Genomic DNA, 20,568 nt, shown 5'->3' with positions numbered 1-20,568 from the left:
TGATGCGGAGACTGATCCGGCGTGCGCTCATGTGGGCATCTCCGCATTGCGCGCGGCATCAGCGAGCGCACGCATCGTGACGACCCCGGCGAGATGGCGCCGATAAGCGGCTGATACATGCACGTCGGACACCGGATCCAGCCTGCGGGCTTCCGCGACAGCCTCGGCAATGGCCCCGCTATCGAGCCTGCGTCCGGTCAGCGCCCGCTCGGTCTGAGCCAGTCGCACAGGCGACGGCTCTACGCCGAACACGACGATCGCGGCGCGTCGGACAGCCCCTTCCGTGTCCAATTCCAGCAGGGCCGCGGCGCCGGCAATCGCGAAATCGCCGCGGCGGCGGGCGTATTCGCTGAATCCAGAACCGTGTCCGACCGACCATCGCTGCCATCGAATGGAGCGCAGCAGTTCCCGCTCGTCCAGCGCAGATTCGAGATAGCCTTTGAACCAGTCCCGCGCTTTGACAACGCGCGAACCGCCCGCGCCGACGACATCGAACTCCGCATCCAGCATCGCACAGAGTGCGGGTAGCTCGGCGGCGGGATCGAGATGACAGCAACTGCCGCCGATCGTGCCCCGCGACCGGGTCTGGACATGGCCGACATGGGCAAGCGCTGCGCGAAAGATCGGCGCCGCCACGGCCAGATCCGGGGAGTCCAGAAGGTCGGACTGCCGCGTCATGGCGCCAAGTTCGACCGCGTCCGCGGCAAGGCGGATGCCAGCAAGCTCTGGAATGCGGTTGATGTCGATGAGATGATCCGGCGCCACCACCCGCAAATTGAGCATCGGCATCAGGGACTGCCCGCCGGCAAGCAGCTTGGCATTGTCGAGCTTCGCCAGCAGCTCAACCAAGTCGCTGCAGCTGCGCGGATCGTGATAGGCGAAGGCGGAGGCTTTCACCGTCGGCCTCCTTAAGGCACGATCGGCGAGCGCGACAGGGCCGACAGCACGCGCTTGCGTGCACGGCCGGCATGCCGCGCCAAGATCCGTCCGGCCCGCTTGCCGTCGCGGGCCTGCAGGGCATCGATGATGTCGCAATGCTCTGCGATGAGCGCATCGCGCTGTCCACCGGCCTCGTTGCTGCTGATGCTCACGGTGACGAGCCGATCGAACTGCTCGATCAGGTCGATGGTCGCCACGCGAATACGCTGATTGGTGCAAAGGCGCGCGATGGCGAGGTGGAATTCGCGATTATAGTCCACGAATGAAGGCGCGGTCCCCGCCTCGGCCGCAGCAATGCCGTTCATCGAACGGAAGCGGTCGAGCGCGCGCAAGGATTCCTCGCTGGCTTCGGTCGCCACGCTTGCGGCGCAGGCAGGCTCGAGAACCGCGCGGAATTCGAACAGATCGCGCGCATCAGCGATGGAGATCGGAGACGCGCGATAGCCCTTGCGCGGGCTGATGACGACAAGGCCTTCCGCCTCGAGCCGCAGCAGCGCGTCGCGGACCGGCGAGCGGGAGACTGAAAAGCGATCGGCGATGTCGGCATCGCGGATTTCCGCCCCAGGCGGAATGGCGCAGCTCAGAATCTCGCGCCGCAGGGCGCCGTAGATATCCGAGCGCATCAACTGGTAAGGAATCTCGTTCATCTGATATATTATAGGCCGGTCAGATCGACACGCAATAGGACAAATATTCAAGTAATTTCATATGCAAGTTTCGTTGACGCCAATTTCAGATGCTGCTTATTTCTCTCAATCTGATATTGAATGAGGCAACCGGTGGAACTCAACTCCGTCACGTTTGCGGATGGTCGCCTGACCGCGGTGCAGGCCGGCGCTGGGGCGGACCTGCTCATCGTCCATTCGCTTCTTGCCGATCGCGCCGCGTTCGATCCGGTGCTGCCTTGGCTGGCGCGCAGGTTCCGGGTCACGCTGGTGAACCTGCCCGGCTTTCACGGCTCCGCTTGCATCGCGCCGGGAATCGAGGGTTATGCCGATCGCCTTGCATCGGTCTTCGTAGCCGGCGGACTTTCGAAGGAGACGATCGTCATCGGCAACGGCTTCGGCGGCACCGCCGCCATCTCGATGGCGCTCCGACACGGCGACAAGTTCGGCAAGCTGGTGCTGTCAGACGTTGCGGCCGGCTTCCCACCGGAAGGACGGAAAGCGTTCGAGGTGATGGCGGCCAAGGTCGAGAGCGAAGGCATCGGCTCGGTGGCGACCATCTCGGCCAACCGGGTATTCCACGACGCCTATCTGGCCGCCCATCCCGGCGCTATCGAGGAGCGGCGGCGCGTCCTGCTGGGAATTGCGCCAGAGGGATTCATCGCCGCCTGCCGCAGCTTGATGTCCGCCGACCTGACGCCGCAGCTCGGCTCCATCCGCAAGCCCACGCGCGTCGTCTGCGGTGCGCTCGACGCGGCCACCCCGCCCCCACTCTGCCGGCTGCTCGCTGAGAAGATTCCGGGCGCGACCTACGTGGAATTGCCGGGGTGCGGACACTGTCCGCCGCTGGAGCAACCTGACGCCTTCATAAAGGCGGTCGAGGACTTTCTCGCGTAAGCATTGCGCGATGTCCTTTCAATTCGGCAATTCGGTCGCCTGTGATCTCATTCGGCGTACCGATTGCACCGACATGCGTTGCAACGCCGTTTAAAAATCACCTCGGGCTCGTCACCGCACTGTCTTGCTTTGGTCAAAGCAGCGGATGATTGGAGCACGGGAATGTCACCCTTTGCCCTGGGGGTATTGGACCTGAGGGAAATGCCAATGCAGTCGACGTCAGACGCGAACGACGCGAAAGAAGTTGATCCGGGTGACGTTGCTCTGTCGCTCAACAATGATGTCTATGAGGACATCTATAAGCGGGTCGTACGTGAGGTGCTTGCGCGTATCGATCAACGGATCGCGCAGATCGAAGCTCAGACCATCGTCCCTGAGTCGTCCGACGCTGGTGAACTCATCGGCGATGTCGATGGCAGCGCGCAAGCGGAGGTACGCCGCTCGGGACGACGGGGGCTGCGCCTGGTGCGCGCCGTCATTGGTCTGGCTTTGTCGATATGGCTCGTCGGGTCCGTCGTGGTCTGGTTTCGCGGCGGTACCGCCACATCCTTGGTGGCCCGCTGGGTGCCTTCGCTTCAGAAAGTCTTGGGCAGCGAAGTCGAGACCCCGACCGATCTGAGCTCGGCCAATGTGGCGCATGCGGCCCCTGCCTCACCCTTGCCGGATGCGAATGCAGGAGCGGCGGAGACGGTAGCCGAGGCGGACGATTCGAATTCGCCAGCCGCTGCGCCGGCCGCCGAGCGAGACCTCACGCCGTTGATCCAGAAGATTGCGCAGGACGTTGCTGATCTGCGGGCCGGGATCGAGCAGCTGAAGAGTCGCCAGGAACAGTCGAGCCGCGCGACCGAGCAGCTGCAGGCGAGTCAGGACCAGCTGGCGCGTGTTTGCCGAACGGCAAAAAGCGAGGCGCCCGCCGGAGCAGCTCCACGTCCGGCGCCTCGGCCGGCTCTGCCGCGCCCTCTGCGATTCCAGTGACCTGAGCCCCTGAACTCGAAAGCCTCTGCACTCAAAAGCCCTGGGGGCGCTGGTCCTCAGGTCGCTTCGAGCGCGTGCATTCTCGTGGCGTTGCCACCGTCCGAGAAAAGGTTTACACGTTGGTGCTGCTCTGCCGGGTTTGATTGACCGGCCTTTCGTTCGATTCCTACGCTGCGTCGCGAAAAGAGGAGCACATCATGCCAATTACGACGCTGAAGATTTTGGCGAGCCTCATACAGCTGCACGGGCCAGGCGCGACTATTCAGAGCGACCATCAGGGTATCGAGGCATTGCTGAACGATCTCCGCGGACAGAATGCGAAGGAAGTCGCCGACGAGGCCACGACGACCCAGGTTTATTTCAGACGTGGCGGGTTTGCGAAAGGACCACATGCGGGCGCCTTTCGCCGAGGCGGGTACGCTCCGGGCGTCGGTGCATTCCGCCGCGGGGGTTTTGTTCGAGGATACTAGCACTCCGCGACCTTCGCATCACGTCGCCGGTGCGGCTTTGAATTTGAAGTTCCGATGAAGAACGCACCGCCCGACTGATCGGAATTTCAAATTCGCTGCTCCAGATGGTTTCTCCACGCCTGTCTCGGTGTCGGCATGCTGGCTGAACGTTCAGACTTTGCCGCGTTTCAGGATCAGCCGATCACGCAGCTGCTGGTCAAGGTCGCCACCAGATGCAACATCGACTGCTCCTATTGCTACTGGTTTCGTGACGCGTCCGTCTATAGCAAGCCCAAGCTGATGAGTGCTGACGTGCTGCATCGATTGCTTCAGCGCATCGAGCAGCACGTCGTGAGATACTCGCTGGCTGAATTTCCTATTATCCTGCACGGGGGGGAGCCCCTGCTTTGGGGCGTTGAAAATTTTGACCGCTTTGCCGAAGCCTGCGACGGCATTTCAGCACGTACCGGCTGCGACATACCGATTGCGGTCACGACCAACGGCGTGCTGATCGATGACCAATGGCTGGACTGCTTCGAGCGCGGCAACATTTCGGTTGCGATCAGTCTGGACGGGCCCGCGCATATTCACGACCTCAACCGCAGGACCTTTCAGGGGACAGGCACCCACGCTGCGGTGGAACGAGCCGCTCGCATGCTGGTATCGCGTGACATCGGCGTCATCGCCTTGGCGGTCTGCAATCCTGCCTACCCGCCGCAGCAATATGCCGATTTCTTCGCCGCATGCGGAATCGTCAACTACGACATCATGATCCCCGATGCGACGGTGGATGAAAACCCGCCGTCCATCGCCGCGTTCTATAAGGGCCTGTTCGACGTCTGGCTTGCGGCCAATCGCACGACGCAAACGGCCAAAATCCGCATCATTTCCGATATGATCACTGCCCTGCTCGGAAACAATTCACCGACCGAAGGCGTGGGCCACAAACCTGTCGAGCTCTGCACCGTTATGACCGACGGCACGGTGGAGGCTCACGATGTGCTGCGTATCGCGGGCGACGGGTTCACGAGCACCAGGTTCAACATCTTCGATCATGAGATCGACGAGGTCAGGAACGAGCCTCGCTGGAAAGCGGCACGCGACGCGTCGGTTAAGCTTTGCGCGAAGTGCCGCGAATGCAAATTCATGAATGCGTGTGGCGGCGGCTATCTTCCACATCGCTTTTCGAAGAAGAACGGTTACGACAATCCATCGGTCTATTGCGACGACCTCTATTCGATGTTTGAAAACATGCAATCCGTGCTTGAGAGCCATCTCTATTTCAGCAAGCCGGACGGAAGCCGCGTCGCCATGCGCGACGCCTTGGCGGGAAGCTGACATATAGACACGATCGCGGGAGCTGCCGGCGACCCGCCGTCACACCTCGAGCCATTCCTTGCGGATGGCGGCGTTGGCCTTGAGCTGGTCGGGCGTGCCTTCGAACACGATCCGGCCGTGGCCCATGACATAGACGCGGTGCGAGATCCGCAGCGCGATCGAAAGCTTCTGCTCGACCAGGAGGATGGCGACTCCGGCGGCCGCGATTTTCGCGATGAGATCGCCGACCTGCTGCACGATCAGGGGCGCCAGCCCTTCGGTCGGCTCGTCGATCATGATCAGCTCGGGATCGCCCATCAGCGTCCGGCAGATAGTCAGCATCTGCTTCTCGCCGCCGGACAGGACGCCCGCAGGCGTGTCAGCTCGCGAGGCCAGATTGGGAAACATCTCGAGCATGGTCTCGAGGCGCCATTTGCCGGGCTTGCCGACATCCTTGATGCCGAGCACAAGGTTCTGACGGACGGTCAGGCCCGGAAAGATGTCGCGGTGCTCCGGAACATAACCGAGTCCGGCGCGCGCGATCCGGTAGCTCGGAAGGCCGGCGATATCCCTTCCCTTGAAGCGGATCGTGCCTTGCGGCGCCACCTCGCCCATGATCGCTTTCACGGTGGTCGAGCGGCCGACGCCGTTGCGTCCGAGCAGGCTCACCACCTCGCCTGCCCCGATGCTGATATCGACGCCCTGCAGGATATGGCTCTTGCCGTAGAAGGCATGAAGGTCCCTCACCTCGAGCATCAATGCGCCTCCTCGCCGAGATAGGCTTCCTTGACCTTGGGGTCGCCGCGAACCTGTTCGGGCGTGCCGGAGGCGATGATGTGTCCGTAAACCAGCACCGAGATGCGGTCGGCCAGCCCGAACACGACGCTCATGTCATGCTCGACGATGACGAGCGTGCGGCCCTCGGTCAGGCGGCGGATCAGCGCGACCGCGCGTTCAGTCTCGGCGTGACTCATGCCTGCGGTCGGCTCATCCAGCATGATGACGTCGGCGCCCCCCGCGATGGTGATGCCGATCTCCAATTCGCGCTGCTCGGCATAGGTCAGAAGCCCGGCGGGCACGTCGCGGCGATGGATCAGGTGAATGTCCTCGAGAATCTCGGCGGTGCGCCGGCGCACCTCCGGCAGCTCGTCGACATTCTTCCAGAACGCGTAGCGATGGCCGGTGGCCCACAGCACCGCGCAGCGGACATTTTCCCAGACCGTCATCTTGGCGAAGACGTTGGTGACCTGGAATGAGCGCGACAGACCGCGCCGGTTGACCTCGAACGGGCGCAGGCCGGAGATCACCTCGCCGTTCAAACGGATCTCACCCGAGGTCGGCTTCAGATGGCCGCTGATCAGGTTGAAGGTCGTCGACTTGCCGGCGCCGTTGGGCCCGATAATGGCGTGGCGTTCACCTTTCGCGACGCTCAGATTGAGATCGCGGATGATGTTGATATTGCCGAAGCGCTTCTCAACGGCGCGGATGTCGATGGCTGCGGTCACGCCAGGTACCCCCGATCGCGGGCCACGGTCGCGGCGTGATCGAACGCCTCCGCCATTCGGCGCCAGGTGATCCGGGAGACGGCGAAGCCGCCGATGATCAGCACTGCCGCGACGATCCAGGTGACCGGCGAGGTGGCGTTGAAGGCAACACCGAGCAGGTTGATGACGCTGCCCTCCCCTTGGCCCTGGCTGTAACGCGCGACCGTCTCGATCGCGAGGATGATGCCGAGCGCCAGTGCCAAGGTCGGGAGCGCCGCAATCAGATAGGATGGGATCACCATGCCGAGCGTCCGGCCGCGGATCAGCGGGCGGTGTATCATCAGCAGGCCGGCGATGCCGCCGGGCGCGAACATCACGATGCCGATGAAGATGATGCCGAAATAGAGTTGCCAGACGGTGGTGACATTGGTCAGCCCGAGCTGCAGATAGGTCACGAGAATGGCGCCCAGGACCGGGCCGAAGAAATACGCCGTGCCGCCGATGAAGGTCGCAAACAGCACGAGCCCCGATTGCGTTGCGCCCAGAAAGGCCGAGTTCGCGATCTCGAAATTGATCGCGGTGAGCCCGCCGGCGACGCCGGCAAACAGCCCGGCGAAGCAGTAGGCCAGATAGCGCACGACATGCGGATCATAGCCGATGAACTCGACCCGCCCCGGATTGTCGCGTACGGCGTTGCAGATGCGTCCGAGCGGCGTGCGGGTCAGCGCATACATCGCGATCGCCGAGAGCATCAGCCAGAACGCGATCAGATAATAGACCTGGATCTGTGGCCCGAAGCTCCAGCCGAACATGTGCGGCAGCGCGGTGCGGTCGGTGGTGATGCCGGCTTCGCCACCGAACACGCTGCGCAGAATGAGCGAGGACGAGGCAACGAGCTCACCGATGCCGAGCGAGATCATGGCGAAGACGGTGCCGGCGCGCCGGGTTATCACCCATCCGACCAGCATGGCAAAGGCGAGCCCGCCGACCCCGCCGATCAGCGGAATGAACGGCAGTGGGACCGGCCATTGATGATCGGCCACGGCGTTCATCGCGTGAACCGCGAGGAAGCCGCCGAGCCCATACTGGACGGCATGGCCGAACGACAGCAGGCCGGTCTGCCCGAGCAGGATGTTGTAGGACAGCGCGAAGATGATCGAAATGCCGATCAGGCTGAACGAGGTCAGCGCGCCGCCGGAGGAGAAGATCAACGGCAGCACGACGAGTGCGGCGGCGGCCGCGAGCCAGATGCCGTAGAAACCGAGGTTGCGGCCGTTGTGCTCCTTGAGGAGGTCGGCGGCGGTGGTGATGGCCTGGCTCATGTTTCACGCGTTCCCATCAGGCCAAGCGGACGGACGATCAGGATCAACACCAGCAGCACGTAAGGCAGGATCGGGGCGATCTGGGCAATCGTGACGTTCCAGATGTCGGTCAGCACCGAGGGGCCGAGGCTCGGATCGAGCGGCCCGAAGGCGGTCGCAAGCGAGCCGTTCAACGCCACCGCAAATGTCTGGATCAGCCCGATTAAAAGCGAGGCAATGAAGGCGCCGGGCAGCGAGCCGAGGCCGCCGAACACGACGACGACGAACAGGATCGGCCCAAGCAGCGCGGCCATGTCGGATTGCGTGACCAACGCCGGACCCGCGATCACGCCGGCCACGCCGGCAAGCGCGCTGCCGACCCCGAACACCAGCATGAAGATCTGCCCGACATTGTGACCGAGGTGGCCGACCATATGCGGATGGGTCAGCGCAGCCTGGACGATGAGCCCGATGCGCGTCCGCTTCAAGACGAGCAAGAGCCCCACGAAGATCGCGACCGAGATCGCGAGCATGAAGAGCTTGTAGGCCGGATAATTGGTGGAGAACAGCGTGAAGGCTGGGAAATCGAGCGCAGCCGGAACGCGATAGTCGACCGGGCTCTTGCCCCAGATCATCGACACGATCTCCTCGATCGCAAAAGCGAGACCGAAGGTCAGGAGCAGCTCGGCAACATGACCGTGCTTGTGGGTGTTGCGCAGGCCATAACGCTCGACCGCCATGCCGATCGCGCCGACCAGGAGCGGCGCCAGCACCAGCGCCGGCCAGAAGCCGAGCCATTTGGTGAGCTGGTAGCCGAAAAACGCGCCCAGCATGTAGAAGCTCGCATGGGCGAAATTGAGCACGCCCATCATGCTGAAGATCACGGTCAGCCCGCTCGACAGCAGGAACAGCAGCATCCCGAACAAGACGCCGTTGAGGGTCGATATGACGATCAACTCAAGCACGACGCACTCGTTTGTTCTCCGGACGGCTCGATTGCAATTTTGGGCCGGGCCAAGCACCTAGCCAAGGCCCGTTGGACAAGGGATCGAGCCCTCGCCCGCTCGTAAGCGGAAACAGCCGCGCTGCCCCGTGCCGCTGTGGGCACGGGGCGCGACGTGGCCGGCCTGTCAGGGCCGCTTCATCTTGCAGGTCGTTGGAACGATGGTCTGCGCCGTGTCGATCTTGGAGACCATGTGCCAGCCCCAGCCGGTGTTCTCCTCGTCGAACGGCTCCTTCTCCTTGTCCGCAAGCGTACCGAAGGAGGAGATGTAGATCGGCTGGAAGAACTGGTGGTCGTCCTTGCGCATGAAACCTTCGCCGCCGTCCAGCACTTGGAACTTCATATCCTCGAGCGCTTCCGCAACCTTGATCGGATCGACCGAGTTGGCCTTTTCAGCCGCCGCCTTGAACATCCTGATCTCGTTGACCGCCCGCGGATACCACAGCGACATGTTGGCCTTGGCGCGGAATGCCGTTTCGAACTCCATAGCCTCCTTGTTGCCGGAGTTCGGGATGCCTTCGGTGATCTGGAACACCTGATGATCGAGGCCGGTCTGCTTGATGGCGGTGGGACCGCCGGCGCCGCCTGCATAATAGGTGTACCAGTTCACCTTGAGACCGGCATCCGCCGCAGCCTTCAGGAGCAGCGCGAAATCCTGTCCCCAATTGCCGGTGACGACGCTATCGGCGCCGGAGGCCTTGATCTTGGCGATATAGGGCGAGAAATCGGTGACCTTGAGCAGCGGGTGCAGCTCGTCGCCGACGATCTCGATGTCGGGCCGCTTCGCCGCCAGCATCTTGCGCGCATCTGACCGCACCGACTGACCAAACGAATAATCCTGATTGATCAGGTAGACTTTCTTGATCGACGACTGGCCCTTCATGTAGCTGGTCAGCGCCTCCATCTTGATGTCGGAGCTCGCATCCCAGCGGAAATGCCAGAAGCTGCATTTGTCGTTGGTCAGGCTCGGATCAACCGCGGCGTAGTTGAAGAAAAGCACTTCCTTGCCAGGGTTGCGCGTATCGTGCTTGGTGACGAAATCCTCGAGCGCAGCCGCCACCGACGAGCCGTTGCCCTGGGTGACGTAATGCGCTCCGGCATCGATCGCCTTCTGGGCCTGGATCAGGCTCTCCTGCGGGTTGGTCTTGTTGTCGAGCGGCAGGATTTCGATCTTGTGGCCGAGAATGCCGCCCTTCGCGTTCACCTCATCGGCGAGATACTGGAAGGTCTTGAGACCGCCCTCGCCGACACTGGCACCGCCTCCGGACAGCGGATCGATATAGCCGAGCTTGATGCTGTCTTGCGCATAGGCCGCCCCCAGCATTGGCAGGGTCATGGCGACAGTGATGATGATTTTGCGCATTCTTCCTCCCTTGGAGATCAGCTTATGTTTCTTGGGTGCCTCGCTGACGATTTTCTTCTAGTGCCATTGATGCGACGTTGACAAGGCCGTTTGGCGGCCGCGTTGAAATGCCGCCGCACAGAATGCGCGCCCCCGACCGCGTCGCCGGTCCAGCATGCTGACAGGGCTCCGGCGCTTCCGGGGCCGCCGCGATCGATTTGTCTCGCAATGTTAAGCTTTATCAAACTCAATATGCATCCTTCTAGCGAACAGCTTTCGCGTCGTCCAGCACGCAGGAAATTAGAGCCGGCCGCCCGCTTCCTGCCTGGGTCAACTCACGAGGGCGGCCAAATTCATCGTCACAATATCTTCGTCATGCGCGTCGCAATCGCTCTGGGCCCTGGCCCGGCAGCGCGGTCGATCCCCAAGCACTTCACCTAAGAACTTCACCCAAGAAGCTCACCCAAGAACCTCGCCTGGAACCTGAAATCGCCTCGCACTTGTCACGGCGAAGTCTTTGTTTGGTCAAAGCACCGCGCCGATTTGTCGGACGATTCGGGAACTGACGGGCGCCTTTGGTCCGGGGGGCTTGGACCTGAAAGGAATACCAGTGCAGTCGACGCAGAACGTGAACGAGGTTGATCCGGGCGAGATCGGTCTGTCGCCTGAGAAGGATTCTTACACGGATATCTACAAGCGGGTCGTGCGCGACGTGCTGTCGCGGATCGACCAGCGCCTTGCGGATATCGCGGCCCAGCCTGCCCCCCGGGGGGCCGAGCTGGCCGGTGGTGACAAAGGCACTCCGCAAACACGTTTGCGCAGGTCGTTTCGCCGCAGGACTTTGCATGGTGCGATCGGCATTCTGGTTGTGGCCGGCCTGATCGGGGGAGCTGCCGCCTGGTTCTATCCCGACGCTACGACATCGATGGTGGCGCGCTGGACACCGTCGCTTTTGAAGTTTTCGGCAACGAACGACGCCGATGCATCCACCGACGTGAGTTCGGCCAATGTGCGGTCGTCTGCCGCCGGCACACAGTCCTCGGACATGACGACCGCCTCGCTGAACGCGTCATCCGCATCGCTTTCCCAGCCGTCGATTGACCGTGGAGATAACAACACCGCGTCCGTCGATCGGGACATGATGCCGTTGATCCAGAAGCTGGCCCGCGACGTCGCCGATCTGCAGGTCGGGATCGAGCAGCTCAAGGCCGGCCAGGAACAGGTCGTTCGCGATCAAGCCAGGGCGACCGAGCAGTTGCAGGCCGGCCAGGACCAGCTGATGCGCGTGATGACCAGGATCTCGACGCTGCAGCAGCCGAAGCCGGCTACGCCCCTGCCGCAACGGACGGATGCAGCGCGGCCACCAGGCGTGGTACCGCCACCACGGCCCCGCAACGCCAACGCCACAGCGCAGACGCTGTTTCCTCGCTAAGCACCGGGCGGTCATGTGGGCCGCCTCATAAGGTCGGTTAGCAAGTGTCCCCTCGCCGGCCACGGCGCGATGTCGTTTCGTCAGGAGTGTGCCTGTTCCTAGCCGACGCGTAGCGGGAACGCGCAGTACAAGAGAATAGATTTGTCTTTTCGTGCGCCCTGCGGGCAGCAGCCGCATTGCATGCTACAGTGCAATTGCTGGGTTTTGCGGTGTTTCAAAGAGGCGCCCGTCCATGAGCTGCGCTCCAGACCGACACGCAATCATCATTGGTGGCGGCGCATCAGGCGTCCTGCTCGCCTATCAACTGCTGCAACATCCGGATTCGGACTTCCGCGTAACGCTGATCGAGAAGCGCAGCGAGATCGGCCGCGGGCTCGCCTATCATACCGGCAACTCCGAACACCTTCTCAACGTTCGCGCCGCCAATATGAGCGCGCTCCCCGACGACCCCGACCATTTCTGGCGCTGGCTGTCGACGGGCGCGAAGGGCGCGCCACTCTGTCCTGATCCGTATTGCTTCGTCCCTCGCCGCCTGTATGGCGATTACGTTGCGAGCCTTGTTGATCCGTTTCTGTCGCCTGAGCACGGTGCGCAGCGACTGACGATCCTGCGCGGCGAATGCGTGGCGGTAAGCGAAGGCTGGGGCAACGTCACAGTGAGCCTCGCCGACGGATCGCGCCTCGTCGGCGACGTTGCGGTGCTCGCGACCGGCCATGACGCGGCAACCGCGCGATCCGCCTGGCATGCCGATCCCTGGATATCGCCGTCCGTTCCCGGCTTCGGCAAGGATACAACCGTGCTGATCCTCGGCACCGGCCTCACCATGGCTGACTACGTGCTCACCTTGCTGCGCGAAGGACATCACGGTCCCATCATCGCAATGTCCCGCCGTGGCCTGATGGCCAAAGGCCATCGGCGCACGGCGCCCCTTTCGTTGCGCGAGGAGGATGTGCCGTTCGGCATCGGCGCCAGCAGGCTGTTGCGCTGGTTCCGGCAACGGATCGCCGCGCATGCGGTGGACGGCGGTGATTGGCGCAGCGTCATCGACGCGATCAGACCCTTTAGTCATCGGCTGTGGCGCGAGCTGCCGCTCTCCGCCAAGCGCAGCTTCCTGGAACATGCCCGAGCCTGGTGGGACGTCCACCGGCATCGCATGGCGCCGGAAGTCGAAGCGCGCATCGCGGCGGTGATCGCGGACGGACAGTTGACGATCAAGGCGGCCAAGCTGGTCGGCATCGACGGCGGCATCAGCGGTGCGCGCGTCCATTATCGTCGACGCGGCCGATCCGAGATCGAGAGCATGGAAGTCGGCGCCATCGTCGACTGCACCGGTATCGTGCGAGATCCCCGTGCGACCACCAATGCCGCCGTGCGCAGCCTGTTTGACCAGGGCCTGGCGCGGCCTGACGTGCTCCGCATCGGCATCGACATCACGCCCGACTGCGCCATCGTGCGCGCCGACGGCCTCCCGTCGCAACGGCTGTTCGCGGTTGGTCCGCTCACGCGCGCGGCCTTCTGGGAGATCATGGCCATTCCCGATATCCGTAACCAATGTGCGGCGCTGGCGACGCAGCTCTTGCAGGGCTGCCCCGCGACGCTGCCCGATATGATCAGCCCGGCGCACCCCGTCATCGATCATCAGGCCGCAATCTAGGCGAGAGAGAACCTGATCTCGCGTCGCGTGCGGCGACAGCGTCGCAGCGTGCGATCTTGCTCGCCGCCGCATCCATGCAGCACGGCGCGCATGGATCCCGATCACGCTTAACGCAGGAGATGCACCGTCATTCCCGGTTCAAGTGCAGGTGCATCGAGCAGCGGATCGACGCGCAGGCGCAGCGTGTTGCGATCGTGATCGCCGACCGCACGCGCGGCCTGCCAGATCGCGAATTCGCCGAGCGGCAGCAACTCCGTGACGACGCCGGCAAAGTGGCCATCATGACCGGAGGCGACGAGATCGACCTTCGTGCCCACGGTGAGGCCGTGGAGACGATCTTCTCGCACGTTGAAGGAAAGCCAAGGCTGCGCGACGGCCTCGATCGTGAGCACGGGCTGGCCAGCCTGCACAGCCTCGCCGACTTCGGCAACGATCACGCCCACGATGCCGTCCGACGGAGCGCGCAGGATGGTCTTGTCGAAGCGTCGCTCCAATACGCGCAGCGCCGTGCCGGCAGCGTCCACCTGGGCATCGGCAATGCCGCGCTCATCACGCGTCGGTCCAGCCTTGGCCGATTCAAGATTGGCCTCGGCCTCCGCAACATCGGCGCGCGCCGTGTCGGCATCGGCATTCGCTTGGTCGAGCGCCGCCTGCGAGGCGAAATCATCATGCGCCAGCTGCGAGGTGCGGCCGAGCTGCTGCGTCGCATAGTCCTGGCGCGATTGCGCCTTGCGCATTTCCGCCGCGAGCATCGCGACCTGCTCCTCGCGCGCGCCGGCATAAACATGAGCCCGTGAGGCGCGCGCCACGTCACCTGCCGTGCGGGCCTGCACGATCGCCGCCGCAAGCTCAGGCGCGCCGAGCTCGGCGAGCACGTCGCCGGTCTTGACGTGCTGACCACGCGTGACCTTGATGGCGGCGAGCTGACCTCCGACCGCGGGAGCAATCCTGATCTCGGTGGACCGGACCATGCCGACAACAGGCAGATCGGGCTCCGGCCGCCAGACCAGGTAAGCGGCGCCGCCAGCCAGCGCAGCGAGCACCGCCAGCCCGATCAGCCGGCGGCGGCGAAGCCGGATGCGTATGCTAGCCATAGGTCAGCCTCCCTCGAAGCCATCTTGCCGACAGCCAGGCCAGGGTGAAATACACCAACGTCATCAGCCAGAGGCCGCGCCAGTCGGGCCAAACTTCGTTGAGATCGGCCCCCATCTGGTTGACCCGCAACAGCCCGTCGATAGCGAAGTCGGACGGGAATATCCGGCTTGCCGTCAGGACCGGTGCCGGGATCGCCTCGCGCGGCCAGGCAAAGCCGACGACAAAGAGCTGCGGAATGCTGGTGGCGAGAAACAGCAGGACGGCTGTCTCGCGTTGCTTGAACCACGCGCCGGCAGCCTGGCCCAGAAAGCTGGTGGCGAGGATGAATGGGGCCGCGAGCGCAAACAGCGCCGGGGTCTGGCCGAGTGTCGAGAAGCCGTAGACGCGCGGCAGGACCACGAGAAACAGCGCCAGCGCCGGCAAGGACAATGTCAAGTGAGCGACCGCGCGGCCGATCACAGTAGGCAGCGGACGGCACGCCGCCAAGCCGCCCACCGTCAGCATCGCAACCGCCATCAGCAGCGTCTGTTGAATGATCAGCACGAACGCTGCGGGCACGATATAGCTCGCGTAGCCGCCGGTCGGATTGAAGATCGGCTGGATCAGGATGTCGGCTGGGCTTGCCGAGGCGAGAGAGGCCTTGGCCAGGCTGCCGTCGCTGCGTGCGCCGAGGCTGGTCAGATCGGCCGAAAGTGTCGCGACCGCAGATGCCACGCCGGCGGCGGTCGCCTTGAAGATCAGGAGATAGGTCGCGTCGGCATAGAACGGCAGATGGGCGACGTCGCCCTTGAGCACGTCGCGTTCAGTACCGGGCGGAATGCCGAGGATCGCGAACACTTCGCCGCGCTGAAGCGCCGCGCGCGCCTCCTCCAGGGTCTGCGCGCGGACTGCGACGCGCACCGTTCCGCTGGCGTCGAGCGCCTGCACGATGTCCTGACTGAGATGGGTGAGGTCATTGTCGACCACTGCCACCGGGACCTCGTGGAGAATTTGCGTCAGATAGGGCTGCGGGTAGTAGATGCCGTAGATGAGCGGTGCGAGCATCAGGGTCGAGAACACGCTGCGATTCGACAGCACCCGACGCCATTCGGTTGCGAAGACGCTATCAACGCCGCGCTGCGGCAGCGCCGGATCCTCCGGCTCGCGTTCCATCGTCCGCGTGCTCCCAGCGGTAGGCTGGATCGCGCGGAGCCGCCACACTGCCAGGATGACAAAGAGAGCGGCCAAGCATGCCAGTGCTGCAAACGGCTGTGCGCTCGCCTGCACCGGCAGGCCACGGGCCGCCTGGCCAAACAGCATGGACATGTACCAGCGCAAGGGCAGCAGCGCGCCGAAATATTGTGCAAAGCTGTTCATGCCGATCACGGGAAATCCGACGCCGGCAAAGCCGAACGCCGGCGACACGATCAGGCCGGTGAGCGCAAGCCCTGTCGCGAGCTCGCGGGTCACCAATTGCAACAGCGCGCCAAGCGCGAGATAGGCGATCAGAAACAGCAGCGCGGCGACCAGCATCATCGGCAGGTCGCCCCGAAATGGGATCCCGAACACGCCTTCGATCACCAGCGTCAGCACGCCCATCATGCCGATGAACAGGATGAACAATGGCGTCAGTTTGCCGGCGAGCGCGGTCATGGGATTGCCGCCCGCGCAGGCGAGCCAAGCCCGCAAGCTGCGGCGCCGGAACTCGGAGCCAACCGCGTAACCGGCGCTGATGGCGACCACGATATGCAGAACCACGGGCAGCAGCGCGCGAACCAGATATTGCGCATAGTTGCGTTCGGGATTGGTGAGCGCGATCTGCTCGACGGCGAGCGTGCCGATCCGATGCCGCGAAGGTGCACTATGGCCGGCTGCGGCCACGTGGCTCGCTGCGGCATGCAACGCATCGGACAATCCTTGCGAGGCCACGCCCGCCGCAGTGAGTGCCTGCTGATTGTAGAAGGCCGTGACCTGCGGCCGGCGGCCGGCCTGCAAATCGCGCTCGAAATTCGCGGGGATGTAGACCGCCGCCCCGGCCTCGCCCGATCGGATCGCACGGGCCGCGGCCGACAAATCGGCCGGGCGGGCAACGATCGCCAGCGTCGGCGACGCCGCGACGGATTCAATGAACGTGGCCGCGGTCGGCGTCCTGTCGTCGTCGACCACGACAACGCCGAGGCCGCGCATCACCTGATGGCTGAACACCGCGGTGAGCACGATGACGGCGAGGAGCGGAACCCCGAGCACCAGGATCGGCATCACGCGGTCGCGCAGCATCCAGCGCCATTCGCGGGTGACGACTAGGCGGAAACCCGGCTTGGGCACGGATGCCATCATCGGCTCCGCCAGTCGGCGTAGACGCTCATTCCGGGGCGCAGCTCCGGCACCTTCTCGACTGGATAAGCACGGACCTCGAAGGTGCGCAGGTCGAACGCGCCGGTCGCGCGGGTGGCCCGCCAGCTCGCATACTCGCCGCGGGTCGCGATCAGCTTCACTTCGGCGGTGATCGCGCGGTCGCCCAGCGCCGGCACCCGCACCTCGAAACGGTCGCCGACCTTCAGCGCCCTGACGAGATCCTCACGCAGATCGAAATGCAGCCAGATGTCGCTGAGATCGATCAAAGTGAGCAGCGGCACCCCAGGCGAGACATATTCGCCGAGTTCGACGTTGCGCTGATAGACCTGAGCGGCAACGGGCGCGGTGACGGTCATCTGGTCGACCAGCGCCTGCACGCCGGCGATATCAGCGGTCGCCTTCTGCACGCTGGCTGCGGCCAGCGCCCGCTCCTCGCGCGTGGCGCCGTTGACGGCCTGATCATAGGCCGATTTGGCCTGGTCTGCCGCGCGCTGGCTCTCCTGCAGCCGGTCCGTCGCGAGGTCAAGCTGTGCCTGCGGCGCGTGGCCAAGCCCAAAGAGTTCGTGGACGCGATCGAACGTCTTCTGCGCCAGCGTGGCCGCTGCCTGCGCGCGCTCATAGGCCGCTTTCTGCGCGGCAATGGTTTCGACGCGCGTACCGGCCTCGATATGGGCGAGTTGCGCCTGCGCAACGACCTTCGCAGCTTCGGCATCCCTGAGCTTGGCCAGGGTCTCGGGGTTGTCGATCTTCACCAGCACCGCGCCGGACGGAAGGTTCTGCCCGCGCGCCACCGGAATCTCGGCGACACGTCCATCGATGCGGGCTGCGATATCCATGCGCGTGGCGTCGACCTCGCCTTGCACCAGCAACGGCTCGGGCCGCATCAAATACCAGATCGATAACGCGGCGACGCCCGTCACCACCAGCGCCACGATGACGGCGGGTGCACGCGTCGAAGGTTGCGTCTTCGGCTTATCGCTCGAATTGGCTGCGACTTGACCCGTCTCGCTTTCCGGCAAAGGTGAATCCATTCAACTGCCCTCTTCAGAACGACGGTCGGCTCAAGCTGCGCCTGAGAAATGTGCCGCCCCTGCCCGAACTACGCTTGTCCACTCTGCGTCCAATTGGTCGCGCCGCAAGCAAATTTCAGCCCAAGGAGCAGCCGCGACGCCACGCAGCGGGGCTGCAATTCGCTTGCCGTGGACCTTGCTGTCAATCCACTGAATCCAGTTCAACAACGTTGTGAATGACGTTCATGTCGTGCCGATAGCAGGATCGAGATGAGGCGCAGCCTGGGCTGAATGAGTCGGGATGGCTGATGCAGTCGGCGCCTCACGCGGCTCCGCCGGCGTTGTCGCTGCGCGGCTTGCGACGGAAGAAATTCATGATCGCAGCACCCGCGCCGACCACCCCGAAGATGATCAGCTTGGCGAACTTCAGGACGAATGCGCCGGCGAGCGCGAGCAGTCCGAGCTTCTTCGCCGCGACGCCGCCAACCAAGGCCAACAACCCGTATTCGGCGATCCGGTCCGTGCTCGCGCTGAAATCCTCATAGCGCTTGCCCGGGTTGTAGGAGAGATCGGACAGCAGCTCATGCGCGACCGCCTTGTCGTTCGCGATCCGATCGGATCCGGACAAAAGGTTCAAGCTGAAATAGCCGTCACGTCCGAGCGCGTAGGTGTTGTAATTGACGTTCTTAGGCGCGTCGTCCGCCTCGCCCTTGTCCTTGCCCAAGAGCGACCACACCAGACGATGCGCGCTCACATCGTAGGTCGGCGGCTCGATCCAACCGATCACCTGCATCTCGGGAAAGCCGCGCGCGGCGCGGTCCTGGTTCGCCTGCTCGACGCCGGCGCTGATGTTCTTCAGGAGGTCGTCTGCATTCCAGTTCTTGGCATCGTCCTCCTTGATGTAGCCTTCCTTGATATGGCGGATCACCACCATCCACTGGTCGTTCTGACGCTTTCCGAGCACCAGCCCCACGAATGTCGCGTCATCGACGACGTTGCCGAGTGCGCGCAGCAGACGCAGGCCTTCGCTCTTCGGGACGAAGAAATGGTCGGCGGGCAGCTTCAGCGAACCCTGGTCGATCAGCGTGATATCGCTGGGGCCGTCGGTGCCGGCCTGGCTCGCGGCCTGCCAGGCGGCCTTCAGTTCCGCTTTGCGGGCAGCTTCGCTCGGCGGCGCCGATTGCGCAAACGCGGACAACGACACGAGCGCCGCCAACACCATCGCGCCGGCAGCAACGATCAACCTTTGCACGAGCCCCACTCCCCCAAAATCCCCAACGCAATAACGATGGTATCGTGAAACCGGGATGTCGTGCAAGGCGGCACAACTTGAGACTGCAAGATGACGATGATCAGTCCGTCACCGCCGGGCTGCGCTCGTCGCGGCGTCCGCCGCACGTGTTAGAACCTGACATGCTGGCGCGTCGGTGTGAGCCGACGCGAACAGCTATGCCGGATCGGTCCGAGCTTACCTGCAGGAATGGATGCGCCCGTCGTATCCCCTATAGGTGCCGCGATCCTCGTCATAGGTGCGGAATTGGGTGCACCTCTGATGCGCCTTGGGCTTGTGTGTGACATGCGCATGACGCTTGCGTTTGACCGGCTCGTCATCGTCACTGCGCGCGTGATGCTTGCGGTGCTTGGGCGCATCATCATCCGCATGTTCTGAATGCGTCGCCGCTTTGGGCTTGGCGGCCGACTTCTCTTCAACCGCGGCCGGCTTCGGCTTGTCGGCTGGTTTTGGTGTGGCCGCAGGCTTCGCCTCTTTCGCTTCTGAGGCCGTCGGCTGCGCTGCAGCCGGCTTGTCCTGTGCCGCCGCCGGCTTGGAATCCAGCGGGGCTTTGGATTCCTGCGGGGCTGCGGCTGACTTCTTGTCCTCCGCGACAGCAGGTTTTTCCGGCGCAGGAGATGGCGCGCCGGCGTCGGCTGGTTTGTCCTGCACAGCTGCCTTCTCCGCAGCGTCGGCCGGCTTCGTCTCAGGCGCGGGAGCTTTCTCGCTCTGCGCAGCGGCAGGCTCGGGAGCAGCAACCGGTTTCTCCTGCACAGCGGCAGGCTTCGCCTCGGCTTGAACCGGCTTTTCCGGCTCCTTCTTCTCCTCGACAACGGTGGGCGTAGCGGTCTTCTGCTCAGCGGCGGCCGGCTTGTCATCGCTGCGCGCTGGAGTCTCTGCGGCCGAGGCCGGCTGATCCTTCGCATCTGCAGCGTCAGCTTTCACCGGCGCCGATTGCGGCTCGGCCTGGGCCTTGTTCTCAGCCGGCTTGTCCGCCGTCGCTGCGGGTTGCTCCGCCGCACCAGCCACCGGCTTCTGCTCGGCAGGCGCCGGCTTCTCGTCGGACGCGACCGGTTTTGTTTCGTCCGGCTTATCCGCCGCGGCCTGCGCCGGCTGCTCGGGTGTCACCGTCTGCGCATGGGCCGGCATGGACAGGGCAAAAAGGACACAGAACAGCATACCGGCGCGTTGTGCGACGGCAGTCGAAGGAGCAAACATCCGCATGAAGGCATCTCGATTGATGGGGCCGGAACTCAGGCTGCACCATGTGTTTACGGCAAGTGTGTGAATCGTGCCGTAAGGAGCGGCGGCCAACTCAAAAGAGTTGCACGGTGTGTGTTGGCCGCATCAGCCGCCGCAATCACCGCTTGTGGCAATCCATCTGATCAATGCCGGGTGATG

At 63.8% G+C, this 20,568-nt stretch carries 18 protein-coding genes; 5 read left to right on the top strand and 13 right to left on the bottom strand.

Annotated features, from left to right (window positions below; all coding sequences use genetic code 11):
• Window positions 1-27: 27 nt before the first annotated feature.
• Window positions 28-897, bottom strand: coding sequence for a xanthine dehydrogenase family protein subunit M (locus tag BRAS3843_RS09560; RefSeq protein WP_008968638.1), 870 nt, complete (start codon window positions 895-897; stop codon window positions 28-30).
• Window positions 898-908: 11 nt separating this feature from the next.
• Window positions 909-1,637, bottom strand: coding sequence for a GntR family transcriptional regulator (locus BRAS3843_RS09555; RefSeq protein ID WP_244425199.1), 729 nt, complete (start codon window positions 1,635-1,637; stop codon window positions 909-911).
• 81 nt (window positions 1,638-1,718) lie between these two features.
• On the opposite strand from BRAS3843_RS09555, the gene BRAS3843_RS09550 reads away from it, so the two are divergent.
• On the top strand, window positions 1,719-2,501 hold the full coding sequence (locus tag BRAS3843_RS09550; protein ID WP_008968636.1) for an alpha/beta fold hydrolase: 783 nt from the start codon (window positions 1,719-1,721) through the stop codon (window positions 2,499-2,501).
• 162 nt (window positions 2,502-2,663) lie between these two features.
• Entirely contained in the window at window positions 2,664-3,476 is an 813-nt protein-coding gene (locus tag BRAS3843_RS09545; protein ID WP_139024795.1) for a hypothetical protein, read from the top strand.
• 56 nt (window positions 3,477-3,532) lie between these two features.
• Here the strand turns inward: BRAS3843_RS09545 and BRAS3843_RS41415 are convergent, their stop codons facing one another.
• Complete coding sequence (locus BRAS3843_RS41415) at window positions 3,533-3,868, bottom strand: hypothetical protein (protein WP_175361099.1); 336 nt, start codon at window positions 3,866-3,868, stop codon at window positions 3,533-3,535.
• Window positions 3,869-4,081: 213 nt separating this feature from the next.
• Here BRAS3843_RS41415 and BRAS3843_RS09535 point away from each other — a divergent pair, with 213 nt between their 5' ends.
• Window positions 4,082-5,263 (top strand): radical SAM protein, encoded by a 1,182-nt coding sequence (locus tag BRAS3843_RS09535; RefSeq protein ID WP_008968633.1) that lies wholly within the window; start codon window positions 4,082-4,084, stop codon window positions 5,261-5,263.
• Window positions 5,264-5,302: 39 nt separating this feature from the next.
• Here BRAS3843_RS09535 and BRAS3843_RS09530 read toward each other — a convergent pair whose 3' ends face one another.
• The 5 genes from BRAS3843_RS09530 to BRAS3843_RS09510 form a co-directional block, all read right to left on the bottom strand.
• Window positions 5,303-5,998, bottom strand: coding sequence for an ABC transporter ATP-binding protein (locus tag BRAS3843_RS09530; protein ID WP_008968632.1), 696 nt, complete (start codon window positions 5,996-5,998; stop codon window positions 5,303-5,305).
• Window positions 5,998-6,747: an ABC transporter ATP-binding protein gene (locus tag BRAS3843_RS09525; protein ID WP_008968631.1), complete on the bottom strand. Its 750-nt coding sequence runs from the start codon at window positions 6,745-6,747 to the stop codon at window positions 5,998-6,000. The genes BRAS3843_RS09530 and BRAS3843_RS09525 overlap by 1 nt, the downstream gene beginning before the upstream one ends.
• Window positions 6,744-8,048, bottom strand: coding sequence for a branched-chain amino acid ABC transporter permease (locus tag BRAS3843_RS09520; protein WP_008968630.1), 1,305 nt, complete (start codon window positions 8,046-8,048; stop codon window positions 6,744-6,746). Before BRAS3843_RS09520 ends, BRAS3843_RS09525 begins: the two co-directional genes overlap by 4 nt.
• Window positions 8,045-8,992: a branched-chain amino acid ABC transporter permease gene (locus BRAS3843_RS09515; protein WP_008968629.1), complete on the bottom strand. Its 948-nt coding sequence runs from the start codon at window positions 8,990-8,992 to the stop codon at window positions 8,045-8,047. The genes BRAS3843_RS09520 and BRAS3843_RS09515 overlap by 4 nt, the downstream gene beginning before the upstream one ends.
• Window positions 8,993-9,157: 165 nt before the next feature.
• Window positions 9,158-10,393 (bottom strand): branched-chain amino acid ABC transporter substrate-binding protein, encoded by a 1,236-nt coding sequence (locus BRAS3843_RS09510; protein ID WP_008968628.1) that lies wholly within the window; start codon window positions 10,391-10,393, stop codon window positions 9,158-9,160.
• 589 nt (window positions 10,394-10,982) lie between these two features.
• On the opposite strand from BRAS3843_RS09510, the gene BRAS3843_RS09505 reads away from it, so the two are divergent.
• Together BRAS3843_RS09505 and BRAS3843_RS09500 are read left to right on the top strand one after the other, a co-directional pair.
• A complete protein-coding gene (locus tag BRAS3843_RS09505; protein ID WP_008968627.1) occupies window positions 10,983-11,804 on the top strand; it encodes a hypothetical protein in 822 nt (273 codons plus the stop codon).
• Window positions 11,805-12,036: 232 nt separating this feature from the next.
• Window positions 12,037-13,458: an FAD/NAD(P)-binding protein gene (locus tag BRAS3843_RS09500; protein ID WP_008968626.1), complete on the top strand. Its 1,422-nt coding sequence runs from the start codon at window positions 12,037-12,039 to the stop codon at window positions 13,456-13,458.
• Between the two features lie 107 nt (window positions 13,459-13,565).
• On the opposite strand, the gene BRAS3843_RS09495 is transcribed toward BRAS3843_RS09500, so the two are convergent.
• The 5 genes from BRAS3843_RS09495 to BRAS3843_RS09475 all read right to left on the bottom strand — a co-directional run bounded on the left by BRAS3843_RS09495 (window position 13,566) and on the right by BRAS3843_RS09475 (window position 20,391).
• Window positions 13,566-14,552 (bottom strand): efflux RND transporter periplasmic adaptor subunit, encoded by a 987-nt coding sequence (locus BRAS3843_RS09495; RefSeq protein WP_008968625.1) that lies wholly within the window; start codon window positions 14,550-14,552, stop codon window positions 13,566-13,568.
• Entirely contained in the window at window positions 14,545-16,866 is a 2,322-nt protein-coding gene (locus tag BRAS3843_RS09490) for an ABC transporter permease (protein WP_035981231.1), read from the bottom strand. The genes BRAS3843_RS09495 and BRAS3843_RS09490 overlap by 8 nt, the downstream gene beginning before the upstream one ends.
• Entirely contained in the window at window positions 16,866-17,918 is a 1,053-nt protein-coding gene (locus BRAS3843_RS09485) for an HlyD family efflux transporter periplasmic adaptor subunit (protein WP_008968623.1), read from the bottom strand. Before BRAS3843_RS09485 ends, BRAS3843_RS09490 begins: the two co-directional genes overlap by 1 nt.
• 301 nt (window positions 17,919-18,219) lie before the next feature.
• Entirely contained in the window at window positions 18,220-19,149 is a 930-nt protein-coding gene (locus BRAS3843_RS09480; RefSeq protein ID WP_008968622.1) for a DUF2167 domain-containing protein, read from the bottom strand.
• 216 nt (window positions 19,150-19,365) lie between these two features.
• Window positions 19,366-20,391: a hypothetical protein gene (locus BRAS3843_RS09475; RefSeq protein WP_008968621.1), complete on the bottom strand. Its 1,026-nt coding sequence runs from the start codon at window positions 20,389-20,391 to the stop codon at window positions 19,366-19,368.
• Window positions 20,392-20,568: the final 177 nt, after the last annotated feature.

Source organism: Bradyrhizobium sp. STM 3843, from assembly GCF_000239815.1.
GTDB lineage: Bacteria > Pseudomonadota > Alphaproteobacteria > Rhizobiales > Xanthobacteraceae > Bradyrhizobium.
The sequence above is the reverse complement of the archived record's forward strand: the minus strand, read 5'-3'. Positions and strand labels throughout refer to the sequence as shown.

Excerpts from the sequence above, each read along its gene's own strand:
- BRAS3843_RS09545 (WP_139024795.1), top strand. The coding sequence starts at position 2,664 with ATGTCACCCTTTGCCCTGGGGGTATTGGACCTGAGGGAAATGCCAATG.
- BRAS3843_RS41415 (WP_175361099.1), bottom strand. The coding sequence starts at position 3,868 with ATGTGGTCCTTTCGCAAACCCGCCACGTCTGAAATAAACCTGGGTCGT.
- BRAS3843_RS09535 (WP_008968633.1), top strand. The coding sequence starts at position 4,082 with ATGCTGGCTGAACGTTCAGACTTTGCCGCGTTTCAGGATCAGCCGATC.
- BRAS3843_RS09530 (WP_008968632.1), bottom strand. The coding sequence starts at position 5,998 with ATGCTCGAGGTGAGGGACCTTCATGCCTTCTACGGCAAGAGCCATATC.
- BRAS3843_RS09520 (WP_008968630.1), bottom strand. The coding sequence starts at position 8,048 with ATGAGCCAGGCCATCACCACCGCCGCCGACCTCCTCAAGGAGCACAAC.
- BRAS3843_RS09510 (WP_008968628.1), bottom strand. The coding sequence starts at position 10,393 with ATGCGCAAAATCATCATCACTGTCGCCATGACCCTGCCAATGCTGGGG.
- BRAS3843_RS09500 (WP_008968626.1), top strand. The coding sequence starts at position 12,037 with ATGAGCTGCGCTCCAGACCGACACGCAATCATCATTGGTGGCGGCGCA.
- BRAS3843_RS09495 (WP_008968625.1), bottom strand. The coding sequence starts at position 14,552 with ATGGCTAGCATACGCATCCGGCTTCGCCGCCGCCGGCTGATCGGGCTG.
- BRAS3843_RS09490 (WP_035981231.1), bottom strand. The coding sequence starts at position 16,866 with ATGGCATCCGTGCCCAAGCCGGGTTTCCGCCTAGTCGTCACCCGCGAA.
- BRAS3843_RS09485 (WP_008968623.1), bottom strand. The coding sequence starts at position 17,918 with ATGGATTCACCTTTGCCGGAAAGCGAGACGGGTCAAGTCGCAGCCAAT.
- BRAS3843_RS09475 (WP_008968621.1), bottom strand. The coding sequence starts at position 20,391 with ATGCGGATGTTTGCTCCTTCGACTGCCGTCGCACAACGCGCCGGTATG.